The 19460-nt window shown below is 70.8% G+C and carries 20 protein-coding genes and 1 tRNA gene; 11 read left to right on the top strand and 10 right to left on the bottom strand.

What is annotated here, in order from left to right; all coding sequences use genetic code 11:
* Window positions 1-109: 109 nt before the first annotated feature.
* Window positions 110-1246: an ABC transporter substrate-binding protein gene (locus R4P08_RS06125; RefSeq protein ID WP_317812894.1), complete on the bottom strand. Its 1137-nt coding sequence runs from the start codon at window positions 1244-1246 to the stop codon at window positions 110-112.
* A gap of 252 nt (window positions 1247-1498) precedes the next feature.
* Between R4P08_RS06125 and ctaD the strand changes: the two genes are divergently transcribed.
* The 3 genes from ctaD to R4P08_RS06110 all read left to right on the top strand — a co-directional run bounded on the left by ctaD (window position 1499) and on the right by R4P08_RS06110 (window position 5505).
* The gene (gene ctaD, locus R4P08_RS06120) at window positions 1499-3259 is read left to right on the top strand and encodes a cytochrome c oxidase subunit I (RefSeq protein WP_317812893.1); all 1761 of its coding nucleotides are present in this window, start codon (window positions 1499-1501) and stop codon (window positions 3257-3259) included.
* Between the two features lie 180 nt (window positions 3260-3439).
* Window positions 3440-4669, top strand: coding sequence for a phosphoserine phosphatase SerB (gene serB / locus R4P08_RS06115; RefSeq protein ID WP_317812892.1), 1230 nt, complete (start codon window positions 3440-3442; stop codon window positions 4667-4669).
* Window positions 4666-5505, top strand: coding sequence for an aminoacyl-tRNA hydrolase (locus R4P08_RS06110; RefSeq protein WP_317812891.1), 840 nt, complete (start codon window positions 4666-4668; stop codon window positions 5503-5505). Before serB ends, R4P08_RS06110 begins: the two co-directional genes overlap by 4 nt.
* A 55-nt stretch (window positions 5506-5560) precedes the next feature.
* Here the strand turns inward: R4P08_RS06110 and R4P08_RS06105 are convergent, their stop codons facing one another.
* Window positions 5561-7669 (bottom strand): ATP-dependent DNA helicase, encoded by a 2109-nt coding sequence (locus R4P08_RS06105; RefSeq protein ID WP_317812890.1) that lies wholly within the window; start codon window positions 7667-7669, stop codon window positions 5561-5563.
* A gap of 47 nt (window positions 7670-7716) precedes the next feature.
* Complete coding sequence (locus R4P08_RS06100) at window positions 7717-9087, bottom strand: nicotinate phosphoribosyltransferase (RefSeq protein WP_317812889.1); 1371 nt, start codon at window positions 9085-9087, stop codon at window positions 7717-7719.
* Between the two features lie 53 nt (window positions 9088-9140).
* Here R4P08_RS06100 and clpS point away from each other — a divergent pair, with 53 nt between their 5' ends.
* The 7 genes from clpS (at window position 9141) to R4P08_RS06065 (ending at window position 14073) form a co-directional block, all read left to right on the top strand.
* Entirely contained in the window at window positions 9141-9485 is a 345-nt protein-coding gene (gene clpS, locus R4P08_RS06095; protein ID WP_411741169.1) for an ATP-dependent Clp protease adapter ClpS, read from the top strand.
* Between the two features lie 4 nt (window positions 9486-9489).
* Window positions 9490-10101 carry a DUF2017 domain-containing protein gene (locus R4P08_RS06090; protein ID WP_317812888.1) on the top strand — a complete coding sequence of 204 codons (612 nt, stop codon included), beginning with the start codon at window positions 9490-9492 and terminating at the stop codon, window positions 10099-10101.
* 73 nt (window positions 10102-10174) lie between these two features.
* A complete protein-coding gene (locus R4P08_RS06085) occupies window positions 10175-10876 on the top strand; it encodes a rhomboid family intramembrane serine protease (RefSeq protein WP_317812887.1) in 702 nt (233 codons plus the stop codon).
* Window positions 10873-11718: a glutamate racemase gene (gene murI / locus R4P08_RS06080; RefSeq protein WP_317812886.1), complete on the top strand. Its 846-nt coding sequence runs from the start codon at window positions 10873-10875 to the stop codon at window positions 11716-11718. Before R4P08_RS06085 ends, murI begins: the two co-directional genes overlap by 4 nt.
* 94 nt (window positions 11719-11812) lie before the next feature.
* Window positions 11813-12592 (top strand): MBL fold metallo-hydrolase, encoded by a 780-nt coding sequence (locus R4P08_RS06075; RefSeq protein ID WP_317812885.1) that lies wholly within the window; start codon window positions 11813-11815, stop codon window positions 12590-12592.
* Window positions 12593-12634: 42 nt separating this feature from the next.
* The gene (gene rph / locus R4P08_RS06070) at window positions 12635-13420 is read left to right on the top strand and encodes a ribonuclease PH (RefSeq protein ID WP_317812884.1); all 786 of its coding nucleotides are present in this window, start codon (window positions 12635-12637) and stop codon (window positions 13418-13420) included.
* A gap of 2 nt (window positions 13421-13422) precedes the next feature.
* Window positions 13423-14073: a non-canonical purine NTP pyrophosphatase gene (locus R4P08_RS06065; RefSeq protein WP_317812883.1), complete on the top strand. Its 651-nt coding sequence runs from the start codon at window positions 13423-13425 to the stop codon at window positions 14071-14073.
* A 46-nt stretch (window positions 14074-14119) separates the two neighbouring features.
* Here the strand turns inward: R4P08_RS06065 and R4P08_RS06060 are convergent, their stop codons facing one another.
* Complete coding sequence (locus tag R4P08_RS06060) at window positions 14120-14494, bottom strand: DUF3817 domain-containing protein (protein ID WP_317812882.1); 375 nt, start codon at window positions 14492-14494, stop codon at window positions 14120-14122.
* On the bottom strand, window positions 14491-15072 hold the full coding sequence (locus R4P08_RS06055) for a hypothetical protein (RefSeq protein WP_317812881.1): 582 nt from the start codon (window positions 15070-15072) through the stop codon (window positions 14491-14493). Before R4P08_RS06055 ends, R4P08_RS06060 begins: the two co-directional genes overlap by 4 nt.
* 58 nt (window positions 15073-15130) lie before the next feature.
* Between R4P08_RS06055 and R4P08_RS06050 the strand changes: the two genes are divergently transcribed.
* A tRNA-Leu gene (locus R4P08_RS06050) sits at window positions 15131-15212 on the top strand.
* A gap of 17 nt (window positions 15213-15229) precedes the next feature.
* On the opposite strand, the gene R4P08_RS06045 is transcribed toward R4P08_RS06050, so the two are convergent.
* The 5 genes from R4P08_RS06045 to R4P08_RS06025 form a co-directional block, all read right to left on the bottom strand.
* Window positions 15230-15790 carry a serine acetyltransferase gene (locus R4P08_RS06045; protein ID WP_317812880.1) on the bottom strand — a complete coding sequence of 187 codons (561 nt, stop codon included), beginning with the start codon at window positions 15788-15790 and terminating at the stop codon, window positions 15230-15232.
* Window positions 15791-16026: 236 nt separating this feature from the next.
* Window positions 16027-16602, bottom strand: coding sequence for a gluconokinase, GntK/IdnK-type (locus R4P08_RS06040; protein ID WP_317812879.1), 576 nt, complete (start codon window positions 16600-16602; stop codon window positions 16027-16029).
* Between the two features lie 7 nt (window positions 16603-16609).
* Window positions 16610-17482 carry a maleylpyruvate isomerase family mycothiol-dependent enzyme gene (locus R4P08_RS06035; RefSeq protein WP_317812878.1) on the bottom strand — a complete coding sequence of 291 codons (873 nt, stop codon included), beginning with the start codon at window positions 17480-17482 and terminating at the stop codon, window positions 16610-16612.
* Between the two features lie 111 nt (window positions 17483-17593).
* Window positions 17594-17734, bottom strand: coding sequence for a methionine/alanine import family NSS transporter small subunit (locus R4P08_RS06030; RefSeq protein WP_317812877.1), 141 nt, complete (start codon window positions 17732-17734; stop codon window positions 17594-17596).
* A gap of 3 nt (window positions 17735-17737) precedes the next feature.
* The gene (locus R4P08_RS06025) at window positions 17738-19357 is read right to left on the bottom strand and encodes a sodium-dependent transporter (protein WP_317812876.1); all 1620 of its coding nucleotides are present in this window, start codon (window positions 19355-19357) and stop codon (window positions 17738-17740) included.
* Window positions 19358-19460: the final 103 nt, after the last annotated feature.

Below are 19460 nucleotides of genomic sequence, written 5' to 3'. Positions count from 1 at the left end.
ACCAGGAGTGACGACACACCAGCCCTGACACCACACCAGGCCTGAACCCGGCGCCCCCGACACCTCTCAGGAGGCGTCTGGGGCGCCGGGGGTTGGAGGGTGCTGTGGGTTATCCGTCCGGGGCGATCCCGTTGATCGAGTTCGCGATGTCCTCGAGCACGGCGCGCGCGGCGACGGGCCCGGCGCCCTCCCACACGGCCCGGTCCACCACGAACATCCGGCGGGCGCCCACGGCGTCCAGCTCCAGCCACCGGTCGGAACTGAAGACCCGCCGTGCGATCTCCTCCGACTCCGGCGAGCCGCCGAGGACGGTGAAGATCACGTCGCCGTCGAGCTCGTCACCCAGGGCCGGGGACTCCGGCAGCGGCGGGATGCGCTCGCCCTCCCGCGTGCGCTGTGCGGGGGGCCGGCCCGCGCCGACCGCCTCGAGCATGAGCGACCCGAGCGTGTCCGGGTCCTGCGTCACGACGCCGTCCCCGGTGTCGCCCACAATGCTGACGAGGGAGACCTGGGTGTCGGACGGGGTGGTCCTGGCGGTGGTCGCGCGGGCGCGGTCGATCACGTCGAGCAGGACGTCCCCGCCCGCGCGGGGTCGGCCGTAGGCGTCGGAGATCGACTCGGTCGCGTCGGTCCAGCGCAGCACGTCGGCGTCGTAGACGACGGTCGGGGCGACCTCTGACAACTCCCGCGCGACGGCCGGGTCCCGGCCCGGGGTGTCGGCGAGCACGATGAGGTCCGGTCGGAGGTCGCGGGCGGCGGCCGCGACCTCGCCCGGCGCGACGCCCGCGGGGATCGGGATGTCCGGCAGGTCCACGAGGGAGTGGGGGAGGAACACGTCGGCGTCCCGGGGCAACCCGGAGGTGCCGACGACGAGGTCCTGCAACCCCAGGGCGCAGGCGACGTCCACGGCCCCCGCTCCGAGTGCCAGGATCCGTTCCGGAGATCGCGGCACCTCGACCCGGTCGGGGACCTGGCCCTCTGAGGCGACCCGGCGCTGTCCGGCCCCTGCGAACTCGGCCGGCACCGGCTCGGCGGCGCACGACTCGTCGGGTTCGGCGGAACGCTGGAGTTCCTCGCCCGCCACCCGCGAGGGTGTGGTGGTCACCGGGTGCTCGACCATGTCGACGGGGGAGGGGCCGCAGGCCGCGAGAAGAAGCCCCGCGACAAGAGGGACGGCCAGACGTGCCGGCGTCCTCGGAAGCCCCCACTGGGGGTGACGGGGTCGGATCGGCGCGGGAGCGGTCATACGCAAGAGCCTAGGAGATGGGCCCGGCCGTGCTGTCGTCAGTCGAGGTGGCGGCGGGTCTGCGTGCAGTCTCGCTCGGGTAACGAGAGCCGCTCCCGGCGGTGGTGAACGCGGCCGACGAGTTGTGCGGGGCGGGTGACGGGCAATCCTCAGCGGAGGGTTAGGATTGCGGTCGCGCACTATTCCTATGCGTTCGACGTGGGGTCGGTGGTTCGACCCACGACGTCGGGTGAGGCGTTCAGGAGGACCCTTATGACCGCAGTGGCCCCCAAGCCGGTCCACGAGCTCGATCATCCACCGGGCGAACCCACGGGTACCGCCCGTAAGGGATCGTTCGTGTGGAAGATGCTGACGACGACTGACCACAAGATGCTCGGCATCATGTACATCGTCATGTGCTTCATCTTCTTCTTCATCGGTGGGCTCATGGCCCTGCTCATCCGGGCGGAGCTCTTCCTGCCCGGTATGCAGTTCCTATCGAACGAGCAGTTCAACCAGCTGTTCACCATGCACGGCACGGTCATGCTGCTGTTGTACGGCACCCCGATCGTGATCGGCTTCGCGAACTACATCATGCCGCTGCAGATCGGCGCTCCCGATGTGGCGTTCCCGCGCCTCAACGCCTTCGGCTTCTGGCTGTTCACCGCGGGCGGCACGATCATGCTCTCGGGTTTCCTCACCCCCGGTGGCGCCGCGGCCTTCGGCTGGACCATGTACATGCCGCTGGCGGACAAGATCCACTCGCCGCAGGTCGGCGCTGACCTCTGGATCCTCGGCGTGGGCATCGGTGGTATCGGCACGATCCTCGGTGCCGTCAACTTCGTCACCACGATCATCTGCCTCCGCGCGCCGGGTATGACCATGTTCCGGATGCCGATCTTCACGTGGAACGTCCTCGTGGCGTCGGTCCTGATCCTGCTGATCTTCCCGCTGCTCACCGCTGCGGCCCTCGGCGTCTTCTACGACCGTCAGTTCGGTGGGCGGATCTTCGACCCGGGCAACGGCGGCGCCATCCTGTGGCAGCACCTGTTCTGGTTCTTCGGCCACCCCGAGGTGTACGTCCTCGCGCTGCCGTTCTTCGGCATCGTCACGGAGGTCTTCCCCGTCTTCTCGCGCAAGCCGCTCTTCGGCTACGCGGGCCTGGTCTTCGCGACCCTGGCGATCGCCGCGCTGTCGATGGCGGTCTGGGCGCACCACATGTTCGTCACCGGCGCGGTGCTGCTGCCGTTCTTCTCGTTCATGACGTTCCTCATCGCCGTCCCGACGGGCGTGAAGTTCTTCAACTGGATCGGCACCATGTGGCGGGGCAAGATGACGTTCGAGACGCCGATGATCTTCGCGCTCGGCTTCATCATCACCTTCCTCTTCGGTGGTCTGACGGGCGTCATGATGGCCTCGGCGCCGATCGACTTCCACATCTCGGACACCTACTTCATCGTCGCGCACTTCCACTACGTGCTCTTCGGGACGATCGTGTTCGCGACCTTTGCCGGCGTGTACTTCTGGTTCCCCAAGATGACGGGGCGGATGCTCGACGAGACGCTGGGCAAGTGGCACTTCTGGCTGATGTTCATCGGCTTCCACACCACGTTCCTGGTGCAGCACTGGCTGGGTAACCAGGGCATGGCCCGCCGCTACGCCGACTACCTGGAGACGGACAACTTCACGGTTCTCAACCAGATCTCGACCGTGGGCTCGTTCATCCTCGGCATCGCGATGCTGCCGTTCATCTGGAACGTCATCAAGAGCTGGCGCTACGGCGAGATCGTCACCGTGGACGATCCGTGGGGCGCGGGCAACTCGCTCGAGTGGGCGACCTCCTGCCCGCCGCCGCGCCACAACTTCGTGACGCTCCCGCGGATCCGCTCCGAGCGCCCGGCGTTCGAGCTGCACCACCCGCACATGAGTGAGCGGATGCGGGCCGAGGCCCACGTCGGCGGCCGCAAGAAGGCCAAGGACCCGGATTCGGCGAAGGACGTGGCCGAGCGCGGCTCGTCCCCGCAGAGGGGCTGATCACCCGCCCGTACTCACCCACGGGCGCAGGTCCCGCCAAACCCCGCCGGTAGGCTCGTCTACCGGCGGGGTTTCCGCGTGTCAGCCAGTACTCATCGCCCCAGTACTCATCGCCCCAGTACTCAGTGACCTGGTACTCATGTATCCGGTCGTCCGCCCGACCTATCGTCAGGAGCCCACGTGAGCACCCCCGGAACCCCCGCACTTCTCACCGTCACCGGTCCGGACCGGTGCGGCGTCACCGCGGGGATCATGGCCGTCCTGGCCACCCACCGCGCCGATCTCGTGGACGTCGAGCAGGTCGTGGTCAACGGCCACCTCTCCCTGGGGCTCATGGTTCGGGTCGACGCGACCGCGGACGTCGTCCGCGTGGTGCGCGAGCTCAACGAGCAGGCCCACGACCTGGGGATGCAGCTCGATGTCCAGTTCGACGACATCGCGCCGTCGGCACCGCCGTCCACCCACGCCGTGGTGATCCTCGGGAGTCCCGTCACGGCGTCAGCGTTCTCCGCAGTGGCGGGGTCGCTCGCCTCGATCGGCGCGAACATCGACACCATCCGGGGGATCGCCGACTACCCGGTGACCGGGTTGGAACTGCACGTGTCGACGGCGGGCCGGGATGCCGCCGACGACGCCCGGCTGCGCGAGACCCTGGCGCCCCTGTCGGACAGGCACCTGGTCGACATCTCGGTGGACCGGGCGGGCCTCGGCCGGCGTTCCAAGCGCCTCGTCGTCTTTGACGTGGACTCCACCCTCGTCCAGGGCGAGGTCATCGAGATGCTCGCCGCGCACGCCGGCAAAGAGGAGGAGGTCCGCGCGGTCACCGAGCGCGCGATGCGGGGAGAGCTGGACTTCGCCCAGTCCCTCCACGAGCGCGTCGCGACGCTCGCCGGGCTGCCCGCCAGCGTCCTCGACGAGGTGGCCTCCAGCATCGTCCTCACCCCGGGCGCCCGCACCACCATCCGGACGCTCAAGCGCCTCGGGATCCGGTGCGGCGTGGTCTCCGGTGGGTTCATCCAGGTGATCTCCGGGCTGGCCGAGGAGCTGGGTCTGGACTTCGCTCGGGCCAACACGCTGGAGATCGTGGACGGAGTGCTCACCGGACGGGTGATCGGCGATGTGGTCGACCGCGCGGCCAAGGCTGAGTATCTCCGCGAGTTCGCCGACGAGCTCGGTATCTCGTTGAGCCAGACGGTCGCCGTGGGTGACGGCGCCAACGACATCGACATGCTCACCACGGCCGGTCTGGGCATCGCCTTCTGCGCCAAGCCGGCCCTGCGCGAGGTGGCGGACGCGTCGCTGTCCAAGCCGTTCCTCGACACGGTCCTGTTTGTCCTGGGGATCACCCGTGACGAGATCGAGGCGGCCGATACGGCCGCCGGCACGTACCGTCGCGTGCCGCTGGCGTGACCGACACCCCGGACGCCGCAGGCACCGCTGGCGTGACCGACACCCCGGACGCCGCCGACTCCCCGGATCCCGCGGTCACCACGAACGCCCCGGTTCCCGCCGCCGGCCCGGCGCTCGACTGGTGCCATGCGCGCCTCCGGGCGGGATCGGCGGGTGCTGAGGACCCGGAGGACCGTGGCACCGTCCGGTCCATGCCGATCGTGCTGCACCTGCCCAAGGCCGACCTTCCCCGGCGCACTCCGCTCCTGGAGGCCGTCGCAGGTGCCGTCGCCGCGCTCTGCCTGGACGCCCGCGTGGCGCCGGGCGGTCCGTGGCACGAGCCCTACGGGGCGTGGCTCGACGCCCGGATGCGCAAGATCGCCCGCCGGGCCCGCGGCGCGCAGTGGCGCACCGCCCTCGGGGTCCCCGGGGTGATGCGGGAGGTGGACGGGTGCGCCGCGAAGGCGTTCGTTCCCGGTCCCGTCGACGAGGTCGACCCCCGGCTCGGCAGACTGCAGATCGGCGGCACCGACCTCGAGCGCGACGAGCCCGGACCGCCGCCCCCGGGTGTCCCGGTGGTGTGGATCGACGGCGCCCTGGAGATGTCTGTGGGCAAGGCGGCCGCGCAGGTCGGGCACGGGGTGATGCTGCTGGCCGCGGTCATGACGCGTCCGCGACTCGACCGGTGGATCGCCGACGGGCTGCCGGTGGCCGTCCGCGAAGCCGATCCCGATCGCTGGCGCGAGCTCTCCGCCGCGGTGGCTGCCCGCGCCCCGGGCGTGGCCGCCGTGGTCGACGCCGGGTACACCGAGGTCGCGCCGGGTTCGCTGACGGTCATCGCCGTCGACGCGAGCTGACACCGGGATCCGCTTCCCGCCGTGGACGCGTGCGTGCGCGGTGCCGGTACAGGAATCAGGCGTCCCGGAGCCGCTCCAGAGCGCCGATCGCCACGTCACGATTGGTGGTCTGCCAGAACGGCGGAAGCGAGGCCCGCAGGTAGCCGCCGTAGCGGGCAGTGACCAGGCGGGAGTCGAGGACGGCCACGACGCCCCGGTCATCGGTCCGCCGGAGGAGCCGGCCGACGCCCTGCGCGAGCAGCAGCGCGGCATGGTTGCCGGCGACGGCCAGGAAGCCGTTGCCGCCGCGGGCCCCCACGGCCCGCTGACGTGCCGAGAGCAGCGGGTCGTCCGGCCGCGGGAACGGGATCCGGTCGATCACCACCAGCGAGAGCGACCGCCCGGGCACGTCGACGCCCTGCCACAGCGAGAGGGTGCCCACGAGCGTGGTCTGTTCGTCCGCCGCGAACTTCCGGACCAGGTTGGCGGTCGAGTCATCGCCCTGGCACAGCACCGGGGTGTCGAGCCGCCCCCGGAGCAGTTCGGCGGCGGCCTTGGCCCCGCGCATCGAGGAGAACAGGCCCAGAGTGCGGCCGCCCGCGGCGGTGACGAGGTCGACCAGCTCGTCACCGGCCTCGGGGGAGGCGCCCTCCCGGCCGGGCGCGGGGAGATGCGAGGCCACGTAGAGGATGCCGTTGCGGCGGTAGTCGAAGGGCGATCCGGCGTCCAGCCCGGTCCACCGGAGGCTGCTCGCGTCGTCGTCGGAGGGTGGTTCCAGGGCGACGGCGGTCGCCGGGTCGGGGCGCGCGGAGGAGGCCGACGGCAACCCCCAGGTGGCCGCGAGACCGTCGAACTTCCCGCCGGTGGTGAGGGTGGCGGAGGTGAGGATGACGGTGGATTCGGCGAAGAGTCGCGCCCGGAGCAACCCGGCGACGGAGAGCGGGGCGACCCGCAGGATCCGTCCCCGACGGTCCTCCTCACTCATCCACACGATCTCGAGCCGCTCGGTGACCGGGCGCTCGAACGAGGAGAGCATGCGATCGGCGGCCTCGGCGATCTCGTCCAGCGCGGCCAGGGTCTTCTGCCGGTCGGACGCACCCTGGGGGTCGCCCGAAGCCTCGCCGGGCTTGGGGCCGGGGACGGCGCTCCGACAGTGCTCCGCGGTCTGGCGGACCGCGGCGAGCGCGAGGTCGGCGCCCTCGGGGAGCAGGTCCCACCGGCCTTCGGGGCAGAGTTCCAGCAGCCCGGCCAGACCCTCGCCCGCGGCCACCATGCGGTCGGCGGACTGCTGGTCCACGAGCTTGGCCGCGCGCCGGGCGGCCTGGATCACGGCGGCACCGGTCAGCTCGGCCGTAGTCACCCCGGTCACCCGGTCGGACAACTCGTGGGCCTCGTCGATCACCACCGCGTCGTGCTCGGGCAGGACGGAGACGTCGGTCATGGCGTCGATCGCGAGGAGGGCGTGGTTGGTCACCACCACGTCGGCCCGGCCCGCCTGCTGCTTGGCGAGTTCGGCGAAGCACTCGGTGACGTGGGGGCACAGCTGCCCCAGGCATTCGCGGCTGGTCACCGACACCTGCCGCCACGCTGCGTCGGACACGCCGCGGGGGAGGTCGTCCCGGTCGCCGGTATCAGTCTCCTGGGCCCAGTCGTACAGCCGGGAGATCTCCTGCCCGAGGCGAGAGTCGGGGCCGGTGTCGCGGGACGACGACCCGCGCGGGGGGCGCGCCGCCGTGGACTCGCCGCCCAGGGGGAGGTCGAAGAGCTCCTCGGTCAGTACCTCTTCCGGGTCGACCTCGTCGACCGGTCCGGATCCCACGCGGTGCAGGCACAGGTAGTTCCCGCGGCCCTTGAGGATCGCGTGCGAGGGGGTCACCCCGAGCTGCGGTTTGAGGGCGGCGGCCAGCCGCGGGAGGTCGCGGTCCACCAGCTGGTTCTGCAGGGCGATCGTGGCGGTGGAGACCACCACCGTCTTTCCGGTGGACACGGCATGGCGCAGCGACGGCACCAGGTAGGCCAGGGACTTGCCGGTGCCGGTGCCGGCCTGGACCGCCAGGTGCTCGCCGGTGGACAGGGCGTTACCCACTGCCTCGGCCATCGTCACCTGGCCGCTGCGCTCGCTTCCGCCGAGGCTCTCGACCGCGGTGGCGAGCAGGTCGGAGACGGGAGGAAGGGAGTCGGTCACGCGGTAACCCTAGCGGCCCCGCCCGGTGTCCCGGCGAGGCGTGCAGGTCACCTGGGGGGCGTTCCCGGGGGCACCACCCGGACGGAGATCGCCGGGTCGCCCTGACTCAGGGCGAGACCGGCCCAGGGCAGGGTCACCATCACGGCCTCGTGGTGGGCTCGGGACTCGTCCAACGACGGCAGACCGGGAACAGGGTCGCCGCCGCGCACCAGGGGGACCATCAGGTCTCGCTGGTTCAGCCCGGGCTCGGCGGGCACGGTCCCGTTCCACGGCAGGAGGATCTCCTCGACCGCGGTGCCCGAGCGTCGGTGCACGCGGACCGCCCGCTTGGCACCGGGGAGGGACTCCTTCTGGGCGGAGCGCTTGGCCACCGGGATCCCGTCCACCTCGACGAGTTTGTAGACCATCCCGGCCGTGGGGGCTCCAGACCCGGTCACCAGGCGGGTGCCCACGCCGTACACGTCCACGGGCTCGGCGCGCAGGGCGGCGATCGCGTACTCGTCCAGGTCGCCCGAGACGACGATCTGGGTGCGGTGCGCGCCCAGCGCATCGAGCTGACCGCGGACCTGACTGGCAAGCACCCCCAGATCGCCCGAGTCGATCCGCACCCCGCCCAGTTCCGGCCCGGCCACCTCGATCGCCGTCTCCACGCCGCGGGTGATGTCGTAGGTGTCCACCAGCAGGGTGGTGTCCACTCCGAGCGTCGCCACCTGCGAGCGGAACGCGGACGCCTCATCGGTCCCGTCCGGTCCGGTGTGCAGGAGGATGAACGCGTGCGCCGACGTCCCGGCGGAGGGGACCCCGTGGCGACGGGTGGCCTCGATGTTGGACGTGGACGCGAAGCCGGTGAGGTAGGAGGCGCGGGCCGCCGCCACCGCGGCCTCCTCGTGGGTTCGGCGGGATCCCATCTCGATGATGGGACGGCCGCCCGCCGCGGTGGTCATCCGCGCGGCGGCGGAGGCGATCGCGCTGTCGTGGTTGAGCACGGACAGGACCAGGGTCTCGAGCACCACGCATTCGGCGAACCCGCCGCGGATGCTCAGCACCGGTGAGCCGGGGAAGAACAGCTCACCCTCGGGGTAACCGTCCACATCGCCGGTGAAGCGGAAGGCCCGGAGCCAGTCCGTGGTGGCCTTGTCGAGGGACTCGGCCACCACCGCGATCTCCTCGTCGCCGAACCGGAAGTCCGCCAGCCGTTCGATGAGCCGGCCGATGCCGGCGACCACGCCGTACCGCCGCCCGGCGGGCAACCTGCGGGCGAACACCTCGAACACGCACGGACGATCGGCGGTCCCGTCGGCCAGGGCCGCCCGGATCATGGTGAGCTCGTACTTGTCCGTGAGCAGCGCCGTGGAGGGGCGGCCGGTGGAGGGGCGGCCAGGGGAGTCCGAGGCGTGCGGGGGCGTGGTCGAATTCACCCGGCCGACTCTACGGCGTGGCCGACCCGCCGGTAATCCGTATCGTTAGCCGTATGCACACCGTGACCGCACCGCGCGCGGACGTCCGGAGCGCCGTCCCCGGGATGGCCATGCCGTCGGCCGCGCCCGTGGAGTCCACGGACACGGAGCGCGCCGGCGGGGTGGACAACCCATGGCTGACCGTGGTGTGGGACGACCCGGTCAACCTGATGAGCTACGTGACGTTGGTGTTCCAGCAGGTGTTCGGTTACAGCAGGGAGAAGGCGCACGACCTCATGCTCAAGGTCCACAACGATGGCCGCGCCGTGGTGTCCTCCGGGAGCCGCGACAAGGTGGAGAACGATGTCCGCAAGCTGCAGGAGGCCGGACTGTGGGCCACGATGCAGCGGGAGGCGTGAGGCGGTGAAGGCCTGGCAGCGCAAGGGGTCGATCAGCGGCCCACGGATCAAGGCGGCGATGGAGGCGCACGAGGTGCAGATCCTCCACGCCCTGGTGTCCAACATCGTCGACATGCTGGAGCAGCGGCGCGACTCCTCGCCCAGGGACGAACTCGCCGAGATCACCGGGATGCGCAGCGGCCACTCGGAGCTCCCCGACCAGGCGCCGTTGGCACGCCTACTGCCCGACTTCCACCGGCCCGAGCCCGGGGAGGCCTCCGACGCGGACGGGGCGGCGGTGACGCGCGCCCACAATGCGGGGATGCGGATGATCCATGAGCCGGCGATCATCGACGCCAAGCTCAGCGCGGCGGCCGTGGTCCTCAGGTCCCTGCCCTCACGCGGCGGGACCGTCTCGCTGAACCCGGAACAGGCACAGGCCTGGATGCGCTGCCTCAACGATGTCCGGCTGGGCCTCGGCGCGCTGCTGCTCGAGCACGGGATGGTGAACGGCGTCCCGGCCACCGACATCCCCGAGGACGTCCCCGAGGATGATCCGAGGTCCGCGCACCTGGACGTCTACCACTGGCTGACCTTCATGCAGGACTCCCTGTGCAGCGCCCTGACGGGCCCGTGAGGATGACGCCCGGGGGGATGGCACCCGTGCAGATCACATTCGTGCCGAGGACGGACCAGCGAGGACCACGTCGATGAGGAAGCACACCGTGAACCCAGACCCGCGCGCGTTCCGGACGAGTGGCGTCGGCGCCGCCGGAACCGTTCCCCGGGGGCCCCGCCGCTGGCCCGCCCTGATCCTGCTCTTCTGCTTTGTCGCACTGATGTGGGTGGTCGAGGCGGGGGACTGGCTCCTCCGGTCCGCGGTGGGCCCTCCGGGACTCGACGACGACGGGGTCCGCCCGCTCTCGTCGGACGGGCTCCCCGGGATCCTCTTCCAGCCGTTCCTCCACGGGGACTGGGCGCACCTGATCGGCAACTCGGTCGCGCTGCTGGTCCTGGGCTCGATCATCGCGCTCTCGGGCCTGTCCCCGCTCATCCGGGTCACGCTGGTCTCGTGGGTCCTGTCCGGCGCGGTGTCGTGGCTGCTGGGCGGCGTCGGCACGGTCCACATCGGCGCGTCCGGCATCGTGTTCGGCTACATCTTCTACGTGATCGTCCGGGGCCTGTTCTCCCGCCGGTTCCTCCATCTGGCGATCGGGTTGATCATCGGCTTCTACTACGGGCTCGAGGCGCTGGCGGGGCTCTCGCCCATGCTCGACGGGGTGTCCTGGCAGGGGCATCTCGGCGGTGCCGTGGGCGGCGTGCTCTCGGCGTACGGACTGCGTAGGAACCGCGGGAAGACGACCGCCGTGAACGCCGGGCAGCCGCGGCGCGGTGCCGGGTTCCCGAGGTGACAGAGCCCGGTCAGCAGGCCCCGATCGGGGTGTTCGACTCCGGCGCGGGCGGACTGACCGTGGCCCGCGCGATCATGGATCAGCTCCCCGACGAGTCGCTGATCTACGTCGGGGACACGGCCAACGGACCCTACGGCCCGCTGCCCATCGCCCGGGTCCGCCACCACGCCCTGGCGGTCGCCGACTCCCTGGTCGACCGCGGGGTCAAGGCGCTGGTGATCGCGTGCAACACCGCCTCTGCCGCGATGCTGCGCGACGCCCGCGAGCGCTACCCCGTGCCGGTGGTGGAGGTGATCCAGCCGGCGGCGCGGCGCGCCGTGGCCACCACGCGCTCGGGGCGGATCGGGGTGATCGCCACGCGCGCGACCGTGGCGTCCCAGGCGTACGACGACGCGGTGGCCGCGGCGTCCGGGGTGGAGCTGACCTCGGTGGCGTGCCCGAAGTTCGTGGAGTTCGTGGAGCGCGGCATCACCAGTGGGCGTCAGGTGCTGGGCCTGGCGGAGGCCTACCTCGCCCCGATCCGGGACGCCGACGTGGACACCCTGGTCCTGGGCTGCACCCACTATCCGTTGCTGTCCGGGGTGGTGCAGCTCGCCGTGGGCGACCACGTCACCCTGGTCTCCAGCGCCGAGGAGACGGCCAAGGACGTGCTGCGGGTGCTCACCTCGGGCGATCTGCTGCGCCCTCACGATCCCGGGTCGCCGGCGACGCGAGAATTCCTGGTCACGGGCGACCCCGCGGCGTTCCGCCGGGTGGCGTCCCGGTTCCTCGGTCCGGGGCTCGTGGCGGTCGGCCGCTCGGGCACGGTGCTGTCGGATGCACTCTCGTCAGACCCCTTGTGATCGGCCGCCCGCTGCCCGGCTCCGGTCACCGTCCTGGTCGCTGTCTGGGGCACTGTCCGGACGACCCGTGGCGAGCCGTGGCACGATGGTGCCCATGTTTCTGACTGTCCTGGGGTGCTCGGGAAGTATCGGCGGACCCACCTCGCCGGCGTCCGGGTATCTCGTGGAGGTCGAGGGGGTCCCCCCGGTCGTGATCGACATGGGGCCGGGGGTGCTCGGCGCGCTGCAGCGATACGTGGCGCCGGAGGAGGCCACGATCCTGCTGTCCCACCTCCACGCCGACCACTGCCTGGACATCCCGAGCCTGCTGGTGCTGCGGCGCTTCGGCCCCGGGGCCCGGGGCGCGGGCCGGGTCCCGCTCATCGGCCCGTCCGGGACCGCGTACCGGATCGGGGTGGCCTCGGCCGAGGAGCCGGGCGCCGTCGACGACCTGTCCGACACCTTCGACGTCGGGTCGTGGGATGTCACCCCCGAGGTGGAGATGAGGGGCGACGACGGCGAGGTGGGCCTCCGCGTGCGGGCCGACCGGGTGGACCATCCGCCCGAGTCCTACGGGATGCGCCTGACCTCGGAGTCCGGTCGCGTCCTGGTCTACAGCGGCGACACCGCCTACTGCGACTCGCTGGTCCAGCTCGCCGCCGGCGCGGATGTCCTGCTCTGCGAGGCGTCGTGGACCCACGAGGAGGGTCGGCCACCGGGGATCCACATGTCCGGCGCGGAGGCCGGCCGCACGGCCCGGCTCGCCGGGGTCGGACGGCTGGTGCTGACCCACATCCCACCGTGGACGGACCGCGGGGCCGTTCGCGCGGAGGCCGCCGCGGAGTTCGACGGCGAGGTCCTGCTGGCCGAGGCGGATCTCCGGATCGACATCTAGCGCCGGGCCCGTGGGTGTGGTGGCCAGCTAGAATCGGCGGTCGTGACCTCAACTACTGACGGCAGAGCAGACGGACGCGCGGACGACGACCTGCGCGACGTGACAATCACGCGGGGTTTCACCTCGCACCCGGCGGGTTCGGTACTCGTCACCTTCGGGAACACCCGTGTCATGTGCACGGCCAGCGTCACCGAGGGCGTGCCCCGCTGGCGCAAGGGCTCGGGCCTGGGGTGGCTGACCGCCGAGTACGCGATGCTCCCGGCCGCCACCCACGAGCGCTCGGGCCGCGAGTCGGTGCGCGGGAAGGTGGGCGGCCGCACCCACGAGATCAGCCGCCTGGTCGGCCGGTCGCTGCGCGCGTGCATCGACCTGTCCAAGCTGGGGGAGAACACCATCGCCCTGGACTGCGACGTGCTCCAGGCCGACGGCGGCACCCGCACGGCCGCCATCACCGGGGCGTACGTGGCCCTGGCGGACGCCGTCACCTGGCTGCAGGCCAAGGGTGCGGTGACCGGCAACCCGCTCACGTGCGCGGTGGCCGCGGTGAGCGTGGGCGTGGTCGACGGCCGGGTGCTGTGCGACCTGCCCTACGAGGAGGACTCGCGCGCCGGGGTGGACATGAACGTCGTCTGCACCGACGGCGGGGAGCTCGTGGAGGTCCAGGGGACCGCCGAGGGGGCCGCGTTCGGTCGGGACGTCCTCGACGAGATGCTGGACTCCGCGCAGGCCGGCTGCGAGCGGTTGTTCGAGCTGCAGCGCGAGGCCCTCGCCGCCCCCTACCCGGGCGAGCTGCCCACGCCCGCGGCCGCGCGGGCCGCGAGGCGATAGCGGTGGCCGTGCGCCTGCTGGTCGCCAGCCGGAACGCCAAGAAGCTCGCCGAGCTGCGCCGCGTGCTGGAGGCCGAGGGGATCGACGGCATCGAGGTGATCGGCCTGGACGAGGTGCCCGATTTCCCGGAGGAGCCGGAGGACGGCGCGACGTTCAAGGACAACGCCTTGATCAAGGCGCGGTCCGGCTGGAAGGCGACGGGCCTGGCGTGCCTGGCCGACGACTCCGGGCTGGCCGTGGACGCGCTGAACGGGATGCCCGGCGTGCTCTCCGCGCGCTGGTCCGGGCGGCACGGCGACGACGAGGCCAACAACGCGCTCCTGCTGGCGCAGCTGTCGGATGTCCCCGATGATCGCCGCGGCGCGGCCTTCTTCTCCAGCTGCGCCCTGGTCTACTCGGCGCGGGATTCGGCACCCTCGACGGCGACCCTCATGACGCGGGTCGCGGAGGGACGCTGGCCGGGCAGCGTGCTGCGGGAACCTCGCGGCGAGGGCGGGTTCGGCTACGACCCGCTGTTCCTGCCCGAGGGCTCCGATCGGTCCGCCGCCGAACTCACGCCGGGGGAGAAGGACGCCGACTCCCACCGCGGCCGGGCGCTGCGGGCGCTGGTGCCGGCGCTGCGCGAGCTCGCGGAGCGCGGCAGGCGCCGCTGACGGCCCATCGGTCGGCCAGGGGTCGGGTCGTGTCTAGACCGCGTATCTAGACCGCGTACTCGGCCCGCACGTCCGCCGTCCGCTTGTGCTCGAACCAGAACGACAGGAACGGGATGGTTCCGGCGAGCGCGGTCAGCAGGGTGCGGGAGGCCGCCCAGCGCGCCTTGATGGCCAGATCGAGCGTCATGAAGAGATAGAGGATGTAGAAGACGCCGTGCGCCTGCCCGATGTAGGTGAACCAGTCGGGCGCGTCCGCCGAGTTGTCCAGGATCAGGTACTTGAAGACGATTTCCGCCGTGAGGATCAGGAGCCACACGCCGGTGATCCAGGCGAGGACCCGGTACCGGGTGAGCGCGCCGCGGATCTTGCCGTTGGGATCCGGCTTGCGGCGGTCGGTCTCGGGGGCGGTCGCGGCGGTCATGTGGCTGGTCTCTCCTGCGGATTGTCGGGCGTGCCTGATTCGGATGTGCCCGATTCGGATTTGACCGTAGCGGCCCGGTCATGGCGAGCCAGCTCGGCGAGGTAGGCGTTGTAGGCGTCCAGGCCCTCGTCGCGGGCCCGGGTATCGGCGGGGGGTCGCCGGGTGGGCAGGAGATCGGCGGGGATCTCGGTGACCACGGGGGCGCGCGTGCGGGCGGTCCGGGCCGTCCGCGGTCCGTCCGGCTGATCGCCCACCTCGTCGTCGTCGCCGTCCACCGGCCCGCGGTCTCCCGCGTCGGGATCGGTCTCGCGCTCGTCGGCCTCGAGCCGGATGTACTTCAGGTACGCATAGACCAGGAACCCGGCGAGGAACGGCCACATGAAGGTGTAGCCGAGGTTCTGCACGGTGCCCGAGGCCGCCTGGTAGGCCGAGAGCTGCCAGAAGCCCATCCCCAGGCAGAAGATCGCTCCGACGACCACGAATGCGATCCACGCGGGACGATGCGCGACCTTCGCGGAGGCCGGACGGCCGGAGGCGGGCTCGCCTGCGGCCGCGCGGGAACTCAGGGTGTCGGACACCCCTCCACGGTACCGCCGACCGCGCGGTAAGCTCACCTCGCCCGGTACCCCCGGGCGGGCGCCCGTGGCGGAATTGGCAGACGCGCTGGATTTAGGTTCCAGTATCTACGGATGTGGGAGTTCAAGTCTCCCCGGGCGCACAGGTGTCCGGCATGCCCTAGGCGGCTGGCCCAGACGGAACCCGCCCGCTCAGGGTGACCCCGACCTCGGCAGGGTTTTCGACGTCAGGCGGCACTTCGGTTCGCACAACCGCCGCCGGATTGCCCGCCACCATCGTTGCCGGTAGTACGTCCCTGGTGACGACAGCCCCGGCGGCGATCCGGGCACCGCGTCCCACCGTGAGCCCGCCGACCACCACGGCGTGCGGCCCGATCCACACATCGTCCCCGATGACCGGATAGCCGGTCGTGCGCGTGCCGTCAACGGCGATCCGGTCTCCCTGGCCGATCGTGACGCCGTGGAAGAGCGAGACGTTGGTCCCCAACACGGCCCCCGGATTGAGCACGGCCGACCACCCGTGGAACAACCGGAACCCCGCCCCGATCCGCGTTCGCCACGGCAGATCGACACCGGCTGAGCTGCTGGCCATGCGGTGGAGGAACACTGCGACCGGGAGCAACAGCCTGCCGGCGTCGTTGCGCGCTGCCAGGGCCTGGCAGATCCGCAACGTCAGTACCACCCGGAACGTGCGTTCGAGCAGCACAGCGCGCAGTAACAACAGTGCCGAGTGTCGACCGAAGTGACGGGTCAGATCACATCGCACGATTGCGCCGAAGCTCGGCCCGGCTTCCATTGCGCCTCCTAGGACGATCCACCGCAACAGGTCGCCCCTGGTCGCACGAGGCAACGGGATGGCTGCGAGTCAGCCATTCATACCAGTGTGTGCTCACGTGTAGGGGATTCCAGGGGACACCCGTACTGCGCTACGCGCTATGGCGAACCCGCGACCGCTAATCAGGTCTCCCCGGGCGCACCAGAGAGCGTGACGAGGACCTCATCGGCTATCTCCTTCGTCGACAGCGTGACCGGGCAGGCGATCCCGTTCTCATCCGGCCCGAGCGGCTCCAGCGTGCGGAGCTGGGACTCCAGGATCTCCTGGGAAGCGAAGTGCCCGCGGCGGCCGGCCAGACGAGCCGCGATGAGTTCCGCGTCGGCGACGAGTTCGACGAAGAACACCGGCCGGCGGACCTCCCCGAGCACCTCGCGATAGATGCGACGAAGCGCCGAACACGCGATGACGAGTCCGTGGTCCGGGCCGGTCGACTGCGGGTCGTCCCCCCTCGCCAGGTCCCGCTCACGCATGCGGTCGCGGACCGCGGCCAGCCACGGCCGGCGGTCGTCGTCCGTGAGTGGTTCACCGGCGCCCAGCTTCCGGCGGTTGCCGGGTGGATGCAGGTCGTCGGCGTCGAGGAGCGGCGCGCCGGTGCGCTCGGCGATCGCGCGTGCGACGGTGGATTTTCCGGCCCCCGACACGCCCATGACGACGATGTGCGGCAGCGACGGGTGCGGGGGCCTCTCCGGTACGGGCAACGGCCTGTCAGATGGTGAAGGCCATCGAGGCGAGGATCGCCCGACCCAGGTCCACGTCACCACGGAGTTCCACTCCGTCGCCCGGTTCGGCGGTGATGCGACCGGTTGCCGCTCGCACGAAGGTCGGGGTATCGAAGACCAATTCCGCGGTGGGCGGCGCGGTGTCGTCGACGTCGGCGAGCGCCGCCCGACCGTCGACGACGACATCGGTGGCCAGGGGCAGATCGGTGGCGGCCTCGCCCGTGACCCGGAACCGGACGCGGGCGCCGTCCGGGGCGCCCGCCTTCTTGCCGACGATCCGGGGCAGGGCGAGCACGACCTCCTCGAGTGCGAATCGCCCGGAGTCGCTGCCGAGGTGGTGCTTCATGCCGAGGGCCTGACGGATGTCGTCCTCGTGGACCCAACAGTCAAAGACCCGCACGCCCATGAAGCGCCGGTACGGCACGCTGCCGACGGGGGAGTCGGTCGGGGCCTCGAGGTCCTCGGCGTTCATCTCGGCGAGTTGTCGCGTGCGCTCGGCGATGACCTCACGGAAGTCCGCGAAGGCGTCCTCGACCGCCAGGGCCCGGGCCTCCTGCACGAACTTCTCGTTGAGTTCCCCGATGGGATTGTGGACGTACTCGCGAGCCGAGGGCGGCAGCTCGATGTCGGGCACCGGCTCGCCGGCGAGCATGTGCTCGGTTCCCGCCACGTGCGCTGCCACATCGCGGACGGTCCACCCCGGGAGGGCGGTCGGGGCGGTCCAGTCGTCCTTCTTCAGCCCTGCGAGGAGTTCATCGAGGCGCTTCCACTGCTGGATCAGGTGGCGCACCTCGTCGGGGGCCTCGACGGCGGATCCTGCGGGTACTTCTGTGGCGGCGTCGCGGCTCTCGGTGTCCATGGTCACGAGGCTACTGACGGGGGCGGGCCCGGGGACGCGAAAGACGACGCCGGCCCCGGCGCCCTCGGGAGGAGGGTGCCGGAGCCGGCGGTCAGGTGGTACGGGGCGGGCTCAGAGCTCGCGGGCGGGGTACGTGATCTCCGAGTCCCGGATGTCGTCCGGGTTCCGCATGAAGTGCACGATGCTCAGGGCGAGTCCGCCCCAGATCACGAGCAGGAACAGCACCATCATGATGATCGCCGAGGTGTCCATGGCTCAGACCTCCTTACGGGTGTCGGGGTTCGGGGCACTCGCGCGACGGTGCGCGAGCTGCTCGTCGTAGGTGAAGTCGCTCGGGTCGTCGTCGAACTCCGGAGGGCCGTCGAGCCTCTTGGCCCCGCGCCAGGGCAGGAGCGACAGGATGACCGAGAGCACCACGATCCCGGCGATCATGCCCCAGCCGTACACACCCAGGACCGCGGAGTCGTAACCCTCGTACGGTTCCGAGATGAGGGTCCGGACCTCGCCGAAGAGGGCGTAGGCCAGGACGAGCGGGGTGACGACGGCCATGCACACGATCCAGATCCGTCCCACCTTGAAGGACGAGACCGAGTTCAGGTGGTCGCGGAGCGTGGGGCCGAGTCGCATCGCGAACATCACCACGATGAGCGAGATCAGGGCGATGCCGACGATCCCGATGCTGTTGGCGAACTTGTCCAGGATGTCCAGGTTCTGCAGGCCTGTCTCGGTGGGCATGAGCAGGATGGAGACCGCGGCCATCGGCACGCCCACGCCCAGCGTCGCGGCGGTCCGGGAGACCCCCGTCTTGTCCTGGAACGAGGCGATGACCACCTCGACGATCGAGATCATGGAGGTCAGGCCCGCCAGGATGAGGCAGGTGAAGAAGACGACGCCCCAGATCGGGCCGCCGGGCATCTGCGAGATGAGCGCGGGGAAGGCGATGAACGCCAGGCCAGGACCGCCCCCGACGTCGTCCCAGCCCGCGCCCGCGGAGGAGGAGACCAGGAAGCCGAGGGTGGCGAACACGCCGATGCCGGCAAGCACCTCGAACGCCGAGTTGGAGAAGCCCACGACGAGGCCCGAGCTCGTGAGGTTGGACTTCCGCTTGAGGTAGGAGGAGTAGGTGAGCATGATGCCGAAGCCCACCGAGAGCGAGAGGAAGATCTGTCCGTATGCGGCGATCCACACCCCCGGGTCGGTCAGCACACCCCAGTCGGGCGTGAAGAAGGTGTTGAGTCCGTCCATCGCCCCCTCGAGGAAGAGTGACCGGATGACCAGCGCGGTGAAGAGCACCACCAGGAGGGGGATGAAGAGCAGCGCGGTTCGGCCGATTCCCTTCTGGACGCCCGCGAGGAGCACGCCCAGCGTGATGACCCACACGGCCACCAGGATGATCGTGATGAGCGGGATGAAGTCCAGGCCGAAGCCGGACCCGGCGCGGAGGAAGTCCTCGGAGAAGAACGTGGCGGTCTCCTCGTAGGTCTCGCCCCACCGTTGGTCGACCGAGAACCAGGCGTAGCAGGCGGCCCAGGCGAGGATCACCGCGTAATAGACGGCGATGACGAACGAGACCAACACCTGGATCCAGCCGATGGGCTCGGCGAAGCGGTGCATCCGGCGGAAGCTCAGCGGGGCGGAGCCGCGGAAGCGATGGCCGATCGAGTAGTCGAACAGCAGCAGGGGGATCCCGGCGCTGAGCAGGGCCACCAGGTAGGGGACGAGAAAGGCGCCACCGCCGTTGTCGTAAGCGACAAAGGGGAAGCGCCAGATGTTGCCGAGGCCGACGGCGGAACCGATGGCGGCAAAGACGAAGACGGATCGGCCGGAGAAGGCCTCCCGCCGTCTTGTGCCGCCGGGGGCGGCGGGTGCGGTCATGACGTCCTCCTAGACGGGAAACTGGTGGAGCCGTGCAGGCGATCTACAACGTGTAGTCGGTCAGTCTACAACGTGTAGTCGGTCAGTTGCCGATCAGTGACCA

Source organism: Rhodococcus sp. IEGM 1408, from assembly GCF_033142235.1.
In the GTDB taxonomy this organism is placed as follows: domain Bacteria; phylum Actinomycetota; class Actinomycetes; order Mycobacteriales; family Mycobacteriaceae; genus Dietzia.
This window is presented reverse-complemented; position numbering and strand designations above follow the sequence as displayed.